The sequence below is a fragment of the Citrobacter sp. Cpo030 genome, from assembly GCF_030333005.1.
Taxonomy (GTDB): domain Bacteria; phylum Pseudomonadota; class Gammaproteobacteria; order Enterobacterales; family Enterobacteriaceae; genus Citrobacter; species Citrobacter portucalensis.
Genome location: NZ_JAOWGT010000069.1, coordinates 19668 through 33998, shown reverse-complemented (window position 1 = coordinate 33998; position 14331 = coordinate 19668). Strand labels below are relative to the sequence as shown.

The following is a 14331-nucleotide window of genomic DNA, read 5'->3' as shown; positions in this document are numbered from 1 at the left end:
GGTTTTTTTATTCCCTTAACGAAAACTGCATATTAATTAAGCAAAACACCATGCAATTTAACGTCATAACATTATGTAGTTGCTACCAATCAGTCTACAGATATTGCCATACAGCCATGAGTTGTAGAGCCTCCCCCCTCCTAAAAATAAGGGTTTTTTTCAGAGATTTTTTGAAATTCATATGGAGATTAACACTCCCCCATATGGAGATATTGTATTGTGCAAAAAAAACGGCGAGAAGGACTTTCCTGCATGATAGGCTGGTTTAGCCTTAAAAACGCGGTATTTCCCCGAAATTAACTCCTGATGAGAAACTAACCAAGAAGCTTCAAATCGGGTGGCAACCTGAAGATTTTGGCTACCTTAGTCATAGAGTTCATAATCAATATTAGTGATCCCTGCGCTAGTCTGCATTTAGCATTACGGCTAATATCATTTGCGTCAATTATCATAGTCATTTGATGATATATCACACAGCAGATTTAACGGTAAAAATGATGGCACAACAAAATAATAATCTCGCACAGAACATTAACGATGATGAATTTTCCCCCATCACACAGGTAGAATTACAAGTTGTAGAGGAGATTAATGCTCCAGAGCAGACCGCATCCATTATTAGCTCTTTTGTAACCTCCTGCCAGGCTCGCGGCGATCAGCCATTAGGGCAATGGTTGGATGATGAATTTCGTAAATATCCACAGATCTGGAAAAACGAAGAAGAGTTACTAAACACTCGTCGGCAGATAATACGGTCTACGGAAGCCTTTAACCAGTCTCGCGACTCATTACAGCAGCATATGGATAAAGGTCGTAGCTGTGCCTCCTGGTTGGCTGGCGAGATAGAAAAAAATGCAGCAGTTTCCGGTTCGGTACACGTAGGCCAATACGCCAGCCTTATCGATAGCGCCTTGGTAGACGCTAACGAAAATGCGCGCAAAACAATCACCACGCAGGCCGGGAATATCAACCAAAACCCCAATCTAGATGGTCTTGTTGCGGAACAGCATCACGTCGATACATTTAATATTGATGCAACCACCAAAGGCAGTCCGTATCGTGCACGGGTTGTTGGTTCACAGGAGCTAAACTCCGTTGATATTGAGATTGTTGACGGCAACGGCAATGTGGTCTGCAAATATCAGTCGAAATATGGTGCTGACTCAAACGCTACAAATACACAGCTCAATCGGGGCGACTATAACGATCAACAAGCGCTAGTTCCCGAGGGGCAAGGCGCAGATGTGGCCAACAGCACAGAGGTTATTGAAGCTGACGGAGTGTCTTCTAAGCCACTTTCTAAAGAGGAAGCAAAAGAATTACAGAAAAAAGCTCAACAAGATGCCGAAGCACGTCAGTACGACTGGAATGACACTAATCGTATTGATATTGCCAAGCAAATTGGTAAACAGGCTATGCTCGGTGCCTGTATTGCGGTGGGTATGCAGGGAGCCAGAATCCTTGCAAGGCGTGCCTGGAATCGCCTGAACGGTCGTGAAAATCCATCCACCAATGAAGACCTCAACGAGTTTTTCGAAAGCTCGCTGCGTACCGGTACGCAAACAGCTATACAGGTTGCTATTTCCGGAGCGGTCGTAGTCGCTGTCAAGAACGGCTTTCTTGGCGCAGCATTACGCAGTACTCCTGCGGGCCTAATTACCAATATCGTCTGCGTGGGCATACAGAATGCAAAGGTACTTTATAAATTGGGCAAAGGTGAACTGACTGGAGAGGAAGCGCTCGATGCCATCGGTAACACCACTATAACCACGACAATGGCAATTGCTGGTGCAACGGAGGGGGCCACGTTGGGCGCAGCGATTGGTACCGTATTAGGTCCAGTTGGTACCGCCGTTGGAGGGTTTGTTGGCGGTGTCGCAGGTGGTATTGCGGGTGGGCAAATTGGTGAAATCGTCTATAGCGCGGGCAAGGTTGTTGCCAAAACAGCTGCCAAGGTCATTGCCAGTGTTACTGAAAACGCGGGTCGTGCCATTAAGTCCTTTAGCCGGGGTATCAGTAACTTTGCCTCAAACCTTTTCTCATTCTGGTAAATACTGATGAATCTGCTCGAACTTAAGACCAAGATTAAATCCCATATCCTCGCTGGATATCCAGGGCTTTACATCCACTCCGGCGAAGAAAGCCGAGTTGATACTCTATTACAAGAAATAAGTACAGAACTGACACTGTATCCAAAAGAGTGGAATCTTGGATATGGCTGGGTTGATTTCCGTAACAAACAGCCTCGGAACACGCAGAGTCAGACCACCGAACTTGCAGAAAGTTTACCTTCGCTGCTCGATGACGATTTGGACGGAAAACTCTTCATCATTAAAGATGCCCGCAGTGCACTGGAAAACCAGCCACTCGCCGTTGCACGGTTAAAGCAATTGCTCAACCGCATTCAGCGCCACCACCGGAGCAAAACTGTTGTCGTACTTGTTTCAGAAACTTTGCACATCCCAGTACAAATCGAGTCGCAAATCACCCTGCTCCCCCTGTCACTGCCCCAAGGTGAGGAAATTAACCAGCAGCTCAGCAGTTTTTGCCAGATGCTTGATCTGTTTGTCCCGGAAAATATGCATCAGCGCCTGCATACTGCGTGTTGCGGATTGAACCAGGAAGAGATCCGATCAGTATTAGCACTAGTTCGTCAACAGCATGAACAAATTAATGACGAGGCGCTGGCTCTTATCCAGCATGGGAAAGAGCAGATTATCGCAAAAAGCGGCGTGCTTGAGATGCTGCACGTAATCGAAAATGCAACTGACATCGGCGGTCTTGAGAACCTTAAAACCTGGCTCACTCGCCGCGCCCAGATTTTCCGCCGCCTGAGTGAAGCTCGCGATTCACGCGTACAGGCGCCTAAAGGTGTACTTATCGCCGGTATGCCCGGTTGTGGGAAGTCTCTTGCGGCCAAAGCAGCCTCCGGTTTATTCCAGTTGCCACTTCTACGTCTTGATATCGGCTCATTATTGGGTAAGTACGTCGGAGAAAGTGAACATAATATGCGTCGGGCGCTAACAATGGCAGAATCAATTAGCCCCTGTATTTTGTGGATCGACGAACTGGAAAAAGCCTTTGTCGGCATGAACAGTGGCAGTGGTTCGGAGGTTTCCTCACGACTTTTCGGCTATTTTCTTACCTGGATGCAAGAAAAAACCGGTGCGGTATTTGTCATTGCCACTGCTAACAATATTACCGTGCTCCCTCCAGAGTTGCTGCGTAAAGGGCGATTCGATGAGGTGTTTTACGTCGGATTCCCCAACGGCGTAGAGCGAGCAGCTATTCTGGACATCCATCTGAAAGGTGAGTCGCTTGAACTGACCCAGAATGAACGCAATAAGCTGGTAACACAGTGCCGTGATTATGCAGGTGCAGATATTCAGAATGCTATCAACGAAGCTCGAGAAATAGCATTCCTTGAAAACCGCCAGTTGGAGCTGAAAGATCTGGAAGCAGCTATCCAGCTTACAGTTCCGTTACGTGAGACCCTGCGTGAACAGGTTGCCCAATACGAAGAGCTGTTTGAGAAACTCAAGCTCAAACCAGCTTCCACCAGCGATGGTCTTAGCGTAGCGCAGATGATTCAGATGGCGGATAGTGCAAACTCGTTGCGCCGCGCAGAGGTCGCTAATAGCGAAGATTGTCCGGATGATTTACTGGAAAAACTGGCGGCAGATGCAGACCTGAACGTACGCAAAGCAGTATATCGTAACCCGAACTGTCCTGAGCAGGTACTCACCCAACGTATTAACATTGTTAATGACCAGCCTGAGTTTGAAATCGATCTTTTACATCTGGCCTGTATGCATGCAAATGCACCGCATGATCTGATGGCAACACAATTCGAACGGCTTCAGCTCACTATTCAACATCGACTCCAGCTCGCCAGCAACAGCACAGATAGTACATTGCTTCAACATTTAATGCGTGATCCAGAATTAGACGTTTGCGAGATGATTATTACCAATAAAAATCTCAGTAAATTAATGCAATTACAACTTGCGAAAGACTCCAGAGTCTCTATTCGCCGACGTCTGGCGCGCAATAGCAATCTTCACCCTGAGGTGCAGGAAATACTGGCAAGGGACCGCGATTTTACCGTGCGTGAAGATCTAGCAGATCTTGATGGGCTTAGCGAAACGGTACAACAGATCCTGACGCTGGACAGCGATCAGGACGTGCGTGAAACACTGGCTAAACGCCGCCGTGAAGGATTACTCGCGGAAGCTGTACAACTCGCGTTAGCAAAAGATGAATGTACGGAAGTTAGGGAGTCATTAGCGTCTAACCCCAACCTGACTGCAACCGCACAGATACGGCTGACTCAGGATACGCATGTCTCGGTTCGTCGCAAGCTTGCCGAACACCCCAATCTGTCCAATCCCGCATTAAACTCTTTGCTCCAGGACACAGATGAAGTTCTTAGAGAACTCGCCGGTAGCAAACACTTTGATACCGCCCTGTTGCAAAACAATTTGAGCCAGCATCCGTCAGAAAAAATTCGTATTGCCCTTGCCAGCAATTACGCTCTTCACCCTGAGGTTCAGGAACAACTGACCAAAGACAGTTGCACAGAAGTACGTGAGGCATTAGCTGGCAATACTAACATTGCGGACGACACGATCTGTACCTTAATGGATGATAGCGATGATGATGTTCGCGCACGCCTGGTACACTGGCGCAATTCGCTGCCAGAGAAAGCTATACATCATCTCGCGATGGACCAAAACCATCAGGTTCGAAAATCGTTAGCTTACACTGAAAATCTACCGAGTGAAGTACAACAGCGACTAGCCAATGATATCTACGATGTTCAAAAAGAGCTGGCAAGTAACTCCACTATAAGTGCATTAACTCAACAGCAATTGCTGGATAACGGTAACCAGGAAGTGCATTACGCGTTAGCAGGTAATCGCAACCTGACGGGGCCAATCATGGCGCAGCTCGCTGAAATGCATGATAGCGAAATCCGTGCTCAACTGGCCAGGAACAATGCCCTTACCGCCCCCATCATTGGTAAATTAATAAAGGATGAAGAGGAAGTACAACTGGCGCTTGCACTAAATCAGCATCTCAATGAAGAGTACTATACACAGCTTTACGACACGGGCTCAGCTTCGATACATGAGAATCTAGCGGGCAACCCACAAATCGGCGAACCGTTAATGGAACGCATCTATCAAACAGAATTGGCGGTAAACAGTCTGGCCACGGCGATGGAAAACGTACAGTCGATTTTAGCCAGCATGAGGGCAAACTCAGGTTTACCATCAACGAAGAGTGTGTCAAAAATCGCGCTAGCGCTGGCTGGTAATTCCGCTCTATCGGAAACCCTACAGAATAAAATCCTGAATCTGGAGAACTGCAGCGTAGAGATACTCGAAGCGTTGGCCAGTAACCCGGCATTGAGTCGGGATGGGCAAGAAGAGTTGGTTACGCACAAAGAGGCCAATGTGCGTCAGAAACTGGCGGCCAACCAAAATACGAATACTAAGATTCTCCACGAACTGCTCCTTGATGATGAAGACAAGGTTCGCATCGCCCTGTTACGTGATTGGTGGACAGATCGCGAGATCGAATGGCAACTGGCGAACGATAAATCTGTCGAAGTACGCTGCGCAGTTGCGGCCTCACAAAGCCCAGGAAAAGCAGTTCAGGTGAAATTGGCAAACGATAGAGACCAAAGAGTACGTGCCCACCTGATACCAGAGGAGGAAAACTATCTCTTTACACTGAATCCTCTAACACAAACCCTTCTTGCCAGAGATAGCGATCTGTCAATTCGCCAGAAAATGGCCTCTTATCCTAAACTGCATCCGTCGGCACAACTCATACTGGTAGAAGATGATACCATTTGTGTTAGGGAAGCACTGGCTAAAGGTTCGGAAGGACTTTTCAATTCGCCACTGAGTGAAGAAGTGCAGCATCGGTTGATAAAAGATAACGATTTCAGAATAAGGCTCGCATTGGCGAAAAATAAAAGGTTAACGCCAGAGGTCCAGATATTGTTGGCAAAGGATATAGATAACAGCGTTAAAAGAAAGTTGATTGAAGAATCAGATCGTATGAATCCGCTCTCTCTTCTGGTGCAAGAGCAACTGGCAAATGATCCTGATGTCACGATTCGAAGCGATTTGGCTCGGTGCCTGTTTAGTGGGTTCCTTGCTCCACGAAGCAACCAGAAAATCCGACTGAGACTTGCTAACGATCCAAATGAAGCAGTTCGCGATATTATTATTAAGATGGGGTTATTTGAATTAACCTATTCGAGTGAACAATATAACGATGCCGTTCTGGACGGTTTGTTAGTAAGGGCAAACCACGAGCAAATGGAAATGATCAATCTCATCAGGGAAAAAAATCGACTTGCGGTTCAGTAAACAACACCGCTAAGCAGGTATGCCACGACTCTCCACCGTGGCATACCGTTTTTCATTTGACTAGCCGAAAGCTACGGCCGACTTTCACATCCGATGGTGTAAATCTGGCCCCCTGCTAAATATTAATCGTCATTACCAGATCTCTGCAGATTCCATATCCATCACTCCCATACCCGTTCAGTTTTCGCGGCGTCAAACTGCGGCGGCGGTTTGCGAAAACGTCCGGTCAGCCAGGCAAGATACACCAGCCCGACGCCGGCCCATACCAGCCCCAGCGTCAACGATGTCACCTCAAGATTCACCCACAGTACGGCAACCGTGGCGGCACCGACCATTGGCAATACCAGATAGTGCAGCTTCTCCTGCCAGGTATGCTTGCGTCCTTCACGACGCCAGAAGTGGTTAAACACCGAGAGATTAACAAACGTAAAGGCCACCAGCGCACCAAAGTTAATCAACGCCGTGGCAGTCACCAGGTCAAAAAACAGGGCCGACAGCGCCACAATCCCAACCATGATGACGTTCAACGCGGGAGTACGCCATTTGGGATGGACATAACCAAAGTACTTCTCCGGGAAGACGTTATCGCGGCCCATCACGTACAGCAGACGCGAAACGCTGGCATGCGACGCCAGACCTGAAGCCAGCGTATTCACAAAGGTGGTACACAGGAAAATAGACTGGAACAGCTTGCCGCCGACGTACAGCGCAATCTCCGGCAGCGCCGCATCCGGGTCTTTGAATCGGCTAATGTCCGGGAAAAACAGTTGCATAAAGAACGAGGCGGCAATGAAGATCAGCCCACCGTACAGCGCGGTAAGAAAAATAGCTTTCGGGATGGTGCGCGCAGCATCCGGCGTCTCTTCAGAGAGCGTCGTCACCGCGTCAAAGCCGAGAAACGAGAAGCAGACAATGGTCGCCCCGGTGATAATCGGGATCAAATGCGCATTCTGGCTGATAAACGGTTGCAGCGACCAGACGGTCCCAACCCCTTCCCCTTTGTGCAGCCCCTGCACCACGAGGAAAATGAACACCACGATGATCGCCACCTGCACCAGTACAAACAGCGCATTGAAGTTCGCTACCAGATTAACGCTTTTCAGATTGGCCGCGGTGAGGATCGCGACGAACATTACCACCCAAATCCAAGGCGCAACCCCCGGGAACAGCGCGGAAAGGTAAATTTTCGCCAATAGTACGTTAATCATCGGCAGGAAAAGGTAGTCAAGCAGTGACGACCAGCCAACCATAAACCCGACATGTGGGTTGATCGCTTTTTGTGCATAGGTATAGGCCGAGCCGGCCTGTGGAAACTGGCGCACCAGCTTTCCATAACTGATGGCGGTAAACAAAACGCCCGCCAGGGCCAGCAGGTAGGAAGCCGGAACATGGCCATTGCTGATACCCGAAACAATGCCAAAGGTGTCAAACACCGTCATCGGTGTAAGATAGGCCAGCCCCATCACCACCACCTGCCACAGCTTGAGGGATTTACGCAGCTGTGCTTTGCCCGGCTGAGCAGAGAGATCCGCAGAAGAATTAGTCGACATAGCTTTCCTCCCCGCGACGAGTCCAGATCTGCGTTCGAAACGTGGGTACAGCAGACCTGGGTCGTGTCGGGGAGGAAAGCCATAAGAAAGGCGTCAATGTTGTACGGCACAGATGCGGTCCGTAATTACTGCGGGAGCCATGGATGCTCACGCGGGGCGGGTTTTTAAACATTGGCATCATCACATTTCCTCGTCACAAACTCTGTCGGTTATCTGAAGACCCGTTGTCGCCCGCGCTCCATTACGCGACATCCGGGAAATGGCAGGTATTCCTGCAATTTTTACGGGCTGGCTCCGCTCAGCCCGCATGATGCGACTTCTTTTTCAATGACCTGTAAAACGAATGGTCAGGCGTTTTTCAGCATCCACTCAATTTCAGTGTCGGTTATCAGACGTTCAAACTGGATAAGTTCATCGTTTTTACAGGCGTGATACACATGGCTAAACCGCTCCCCGAGCAACTCACGCAGATGATCGTTTTGCATGAACTCCCACAGCGCATCGCTCTGGCGAATCGGGAACGGTAACCCTTCCTGCTCCAGTCCGTTGCCTTCTACTTCTTCCTGCAATGGCAACTCGTTATCCAGACCGTGAAGGATCCCCGCCAGGATGGTCGACATCACCAGATACGGGTTGGCATCAGCCCCCGCTACGCGATATTCAACCCGATGGTTATCACGGTCGCCGCAGGGAATACGCAGCGCCACCGTACGGTTGTTATGCCCCCAGGAAGCCTGAGTCGGAACATACATCCCCGGCTGGAAGCGGCGGTAGGAGTTTACATTCGGCGCCAGCAGCGCCATTGACGCGGGCATCAGATCAATCATCCCGGCAAGCGCACGCTTAAGTAACGTGGAATCATCGCCATTCGCATCGGCCAGCACGTTCTCGCCTTTATTGTTCATGACGCTGATGTGGATATGCATCCCGCTACCGGCATGCTCCTCATAAGGCTTTGCCATAAACGTGGCATGCATCTTATGTTTCTCGGCCACCAGCCGTACCAGACGTTTCAGCGCCAGTGCGTCGTCGCAGGCGTCGAGCACGTTGTCGGTATGGTAGAGGTTGATTTCAAACTGCCCAGGGGAGGCTTCAGCCACCGCGCCGTCAGCCGGGATCAGCTGCAAACGGGCCAGTTCATCGATATCGTTCAGCACATCAGCAAAATGGTTCAGGTTATCAACCGAGTAAACCTGACTTTGGGTATTTCTGTCGTCCGTTCCCGGCGCGCACGGCGGCTGCAAATAACCTTCGGGATCGCGCTTACGATCGAGTAAATAGAACTCCAGCTCTACCGCTACGACGGGGAACAAACCGCGCTGGCGAAGTTTCTGCCAGAGTCGATTAAGAACGTTCCGCGGCTCAACGTCAAAGGGAGCGCCATCTTCATCCAGCATCGTCAGCATCATCTGCGCAATAAATTCCGGATCGGCAGCCGAAGGGGTTAACGTACCTGCCACGGGTACACAGGTCCGATCCGGTTCGCCAAGCTCCTGGCCTAATCCCGCCTCTTCGACCACATTGCCCAGAATATCCATCGCGAAAACGGATGCCGGGAAATAGCAGCCTTTCTCTAACTTATGCAATCCCGCAACGGGAAGGCGCTTACCGCGAAAACAGCCATTAAGGTCGGTTAACAACACATCCACATACTGCGTATTAGGATAGCGTTCCAGATACTGCTTAACTTCGCGCGCAAACGCGCTACTTCGTCTCTCTTCAGAATGCTGAACAAAATTCTCAACTTCTACGATATTGGTTTCCATGATTCACCGCCGTTGGCCTGGTAAGCTGTTCTGTGATTTGACTGTTAAATATAATGTCCACCCTTCGACTCTGGATGCAAACAAATTGTTTGTCAAATGTTAAATTAAGTTTGCTAGAAGGTTATTCCGCTGCTAGATTGAGAAAATAATGAACGGAATGGCACAACAAGGATCCGTTTGGCAATAATTTATTCCAAAACGTGAGGTCGATCATGGGCAATATATTTGACAAGCCAGTTATTGGTGTAGTGATGTGTAGGAACAGGCTTAAGGGTCACCAGACCCAGACTCTGCAAGAAAAGTACCTGAATGCGGTATTAAATGCCGGTGGATTACCGATAGCGCTTCCCCATGCGCTCGCGGAACCCGAATTGTTGAACGCGCTGTTACCGAAACTGGACGGTATCTTCCTGCCAGGAAGCCCAAGCAATGTGCAGCCGCACCTCTATGGTGAAAATGGCGATGAGTCTGACGCCGATCCCGGGCGTGATCTTCTGAGCATGGCGCTAATTACCGCCGGGCTCGAAAGGCGCATTCCCATTTTCGCCATCTGCCGGGGCTTGCAGGAATTAGTTGTCGCCACTGGCGGGACTCTGTATCGTCGCCTGTGCGATCACTCACAGTTCCTGGAACATCGTGAAGATGCGGAACTCCCGGTGGAGCAGCAATATGCGCCATCTCATGAAGTCCAGGTTCAACAGGGAGGATTGCTATCTCAGTTAATACCAGGTTGCAGCACGTTTTGGGTTAACTCCTTGCATGGTCAGGGCGCAAAAACCCTTGGCCCGCAGCTGCGCGTGGAAGCACGCTCGCAGGATGGATTAGTGGAAGCTGCCAGCGTCCATGACCATCCTTTCGCGCTCGGCGTGCAGTGGCACCCGGAATGGAACAGTAGCGAATACGCCCTGTCGCGTTTGTTACTTGAAGGTTTTATCACCGCTTGTCAGAACCACCTCGCTGAAAAACAGCGACTCTGACCACTACAGTTAAGGAAATGCAATTATGAGCGATGACGGCCTGGCGCCGGGTAAACGTTTGTCAGAGATCCGCCAGCAATTGGGTCTTTCGCAGCGTCGTGCCGCCGAACTGTCTGGGTTAACGCATAGCGCCATCAGCACCATAGAGCAGGATAAAGTCAGTCCTGCCATCAGTACGCTGCAAAAGCTATTGAAAGTATATGGGCTGTCGCTCTCCGAGTTCTTCGCGGAACCGGAAAAGCCTGACGAACCGCAGGTGGTTATCAATCAGGATGATTTGATTGAGATCGGGAGTCAGGGAGTATCCATGAAGCTGGTACACAACGGAAATCCGAATCGTACGCTGGCAATGATGTTTGAAACCTATCAGCCAGGTACGACAACCGGGGAGAGAATTAAACACCAGGGTGAAGAGATTGGCACAATACTGGAAGGTGAAGTGATACTGACCATCAACGGTCAAACGTATCCTCTTGTTGCAGGACAAAGCTATGCCATTAACACTGGCATACCACACAGTTTCAGCAACACCTCGGCAGGGATCTGCCGCATCATCAGTGCCCACACTCCCACCACTTTCTAATAAGTAGCGGCCTGAGTTTCTCAGGCCTTCTTAAATAACGCGCATTAACAGGGTACATCCCTGGGGCATCGTGCAGCCTGATTTTGCCTGAAAAAGATCAGCAACGAACTTTATCTTATTGATATAAAAGGAGTAGCTATGAACTTTCAGAATCTTAAATATTGGCGTGAGAAAGCCAGCCATTATTCACCAGAGACCCGTTTATTTATTAACGGCGAATATTGTGCCGCCGCTGATAACGAAACCTTTATTACGCTGGATCCGGCAGGACAACGTCCTCTGGCTAAAGTCGCCCGCGGTAAAAAAGCGGATGTGGACCGCGCGGTCACCGCAGCCCGTACCGTCTTTGAACGCGGAGACTGGTCGCAAGCCTCACCCGCAGAACGCAAGGCGGTACTGCACAAGCTAGCGGATTTAATGGAGCAGCATCACGAGGAGCTGGCGCTACTGGAAACGCTCGATACCGGTAAACCGATTCGCCATAGCCTGCGTGATGATATTCCCGGCGCGGCACGCGCCATCCGCTGGTATGCCGAAGCTATAGATAAAGTCTATGGCGAAGTTGCCACCACCTCGGTGAACGATCTGGCACTGATTGTGCGCGAACCGGTAGGCGTGATTGCGGCCATTGTACCGTGGAACTTTCCTCTGCTGCTGGCCTGCTGGAAACTCGGCCCGGCACTGGCGGCGGGCAACAGCGTGATCCTCAAGCCTTCCGAAAAATCACCGCTGACCGCCATTCGCCTGGCTGCGCTGGCTAAAAAAGCAGGTTTGCCCGATGGCGTTCTCAGCGTTGTTAGCGGGTATGGTCACGAAGCGGGCCAGGCGTTGTCACAGCATCCGGATGTTGATGTGATCACCTTTACCGGCTCGACCCGTACCGGCAAGCAACTGCTCAAAGACGCTGGCGACAGCAACATGAAACGCGTCTGGCTGGAGGCCGGAGGTAAAAGCGCCAATATCGTGTTTGCCGACTGTCCGGATCTGCCGAAAGCCGCCGCTAATGCAGCGGCAGGTATCTTCTATAACCAGGGCCAGGTTTGTATCGCCGGTACGCGTCTGCTGCTGGAAGAGAGCATTGCCGACGAGTTCATCGCCCTGCTGAAAGAGCAGGCGAAAAACTGGCAGCCTGGCAACCCGTTGGATCCGGAAACCACGATGGGCACGCTTATCGACAATGCGCATGCCGACACCGTGCACGGATTTATTCGCGACGGCGAAGCGCAAGGCACGCTGGCGCTGGATGGCCGCAGCCACGTACATCCCGCCGCTATCGGCCCGACGATTTTTGTCGATACCGCACCGCAGGCCCACGTTAGCCGTGATGAAATCTTCGGCCCGGTACTGGTCGTCACCCGTTTTAGCAGCGAAGCCGAAGCTCTGGCGCTGGCTAACGACAGTGACTACGGCCTCGGCGCCGCGGTCTGGACCCGCGATTTGTCGCGCGCCCACCGTATGAGCCGTCGCCTGAAAGCCGGCTCAGTCTTCGTGAATAACTACAACGACGGTGATATGACCGTGCCGTTCGGCGGTTATAAGCAAAGCGGTAACGGACGCGATAAATCCCTGCATGCGCTGGAAAAATTTAGCGAACTGAAAACCATCTGGATCTCCCTGGAGTCTTAATCATGACTGAACATACCAGCAGTTATTACGCCGCAAGCGCCAATCAGTACGAACCGTTTCCAACCCTTAGCGAATCGGTTAGCTGTGATGTTTGCGTGGTGGGCGGTGGTTATACCGGACTCTCCTCCGCCCTGCATTTAGCGGAAATGGGTTACGACGTGGTGCTACTGGAATCCGCGCGTATTGGTTTCGGGGCCAGCGGACGTAACGGCGGTCAGTTGGTGAACTCCTACAGTCGCGATATCGACGTTATCGAACGTACCTATGGCCCGGACGCCGCTAAAATGCTCGGTGGAATGATGTTTGAAGGCGGCAATATCATCCGCGAACGCATCAAGCGTTATCAGATCGAATGCGATTATCGTCCCGGCGGGCTGTTTGTAGCGCTGAACCACAAACAGATGGAAACGCTGGAAGAGCAGAAGTCGAACTGGGAACGCTACGGCAACACGCAGCTTGAACTGTTAGACAGCAGTGAAATTCGTCGCGAAGTCAGCAGCGATCGTTATGTCGGCGCGCTGCTCGACCACAGCGGTGGTCATATTCACCCGCTGAACCTGGCGATTGGCGAAGCTAACGCCATTCGTCTGAACGGCGGACGCGTCTACGAACAGTCGCCAGTCACCCGTATTCAGCACACCAGCCCTGCAGTGATCAGCACTGAAAAAGGTCAGGTGACAGCCCGCTTTGTGATCGTCGCGGGCAACGCCTACCTCGGAGACAAACTGGAGCCTGCGCTGGCAAAAAGCAGTATGCCGTGCGGCACGCAGGTATTAACCACCGAACCGCTGTCGGCGGAGATGGCGCGCTCGCTAATCCCGAAAAACTACTGCGTGGAAGATTGTAACTACCTGCTCGATTACTACCGTCTGACCGGCGATAACCGCCTGCTGTACGGCGGCGGTGTAGTCTATGGCGCTCGCGATCCGGATGATATTGAGCGTCTGGTGATGCCGAAACTGCTGAAGACCTTCCCGCAATTACAGGGGGTAAAAATTGATTACCGCTGGACCGGTAATTTCCTGTTAACGCTGTCTCGCATGCCGCAGTTCGGCCGTCTTGATACCAACATCTACTATATGCAGGGCTACAGCGGCCACGGCGTGACCTGTACTCACCTTGCAGGACGCCTGATTTCCGAACTGCTGCGTGGGGATGCCGAGCGCTTTGACGCGTTCGCCAAACTGCCGCACTACCCGTTCCCGGGAGGCCGCAGCCTGCGCATTCCGTTTACCGCCATGGGGGCGGCATATTACAGCTTACGCGATCGCCTTGGGGTTTAAGTTCTTCCGCGATAAACCCGACGCACAGGGCGGTCCCCCCTGTGCGTTTTTTTATTCCTGGAAAGCGAAAAACAGATAACAGGTACGAAAATACCGCAATAGGACATAACCACACTCTTTGCATTGTTTCTCCCTTCCGATCGGATACGCTTTTTTAGAT

At 50.9% G+C, this 14331-nt stretch carries 8 protein-coding genes; 6 read left to right on the top strand and 2 right to left on the bottom strand.

The annotated features are described in order from the left end of the window. Positions 1-494 precede the first annotated feature (494 nt). A complete protein-coding gene (locus OGY37_RS15810) occupies positions 495-2051 on the top strand; it encodes a hypothetical protein (protein WP_286621205.1) in 1557 nt (518 codons plus the stop codon). A gap of 6 nt (positions 2052-2057) precedes the next feature. Further along, positions 2058-6386: an AAA family ATPase gene (locus OGY37_RS15805; RefSeq protein WP_286621203.1), complete on the top strand. Its 4329-nt coding sequence runs from the start codon at positions 2058-2060 to the stop codon at positions 6384-6386. Between the two features lie 161 nt (positions 6387-6547). Here OGY37_RS15805 and OGY37_RS15800 read toward each other — a convergent pair whose 3' ends face one another. Both OGY37_RS15800 and OGY37_RS15795 read right to left on the bottom strand, forming a co-directional pair. Beyond that, complete coding sequence (locus tag OGY37_RS15800) at positions 6548-7936, bottom strand: APC family permease (RefSeq protein WP_286546147.1); 1389 nt, start codon at positions 7934-7936, stop codon at positions 6548-6550. Between the two features lie 347 nt (positions 7937-8283). After that, positions 8284-9702, bottom strand: a complete 1419-nt coding sequence (locus tag OGY37_RS15795) for a glutamine synthetase family protein (RefSeq protein ID WP_286546149.1) — start codon at positions 9700-9702, stop codon at positions 8284-8286. Between the two features lie 212 nt (positions 9703-9914). Here OGY37_RS15795 and puuD point away from each other — a divergent pair, with 212 nt between their 5' ends. The 4 genes from puuD to OGY37_RS15775 all read left to right on the top strand — a co-directional run bounded on the left by puuD (position 9915) and on the right by OGY37_RS15775 (position 14171). Beyond that, a complete protein-coding gene (gene puuD, locus OGY37_RS15790) occupies positions 9915-10679 on the top strand; it encodes a gamma-glutamyl-gamma-aminobutyrate hydrolase (RefSeq protein ID WP_043015313.1) in 765 nt (254 codons plus the stop codon). A gap of 25 nt (positions 10680-10704) precedes the next feature. Beyond that, complete coding sequence (puuR, locus tag OGY37_RS15785; protein ID WP_003830877.1) at positions 10705-11262, top strand: HTH-type transcriptional regulator PuuR; 558 nt, start codon at positions 10705-10707, stop codon at positions 11260-11262. A gap of 138 nt (positions 11263-11400) precedes the next feature. Continuing rightward, a complete protein-coding gene (gene puuC, locus OGY37_RS15780) occupies positions 11401-12888 on the top strand; it encodes an aldehyde dehydrogenase PuuC (protein ID WP_048226397.1) in 1488 nt (495 codons plus the stop codon). A gap of 2 nt (positions 12889-12890) precedes the next feature. Continuing rightward, complete coding sequence (locus OGY37_RS15775; protein ID WP_063941957.1) at positions 12891-14171, top strand: NAD(P)/FAD-dependent oxidoreductase; 1281 nt, start codon at positions 12891-12893, stop codon at positions 14169-14171. Positions 14172-14331: the final 160 nt, after the last annotated feature.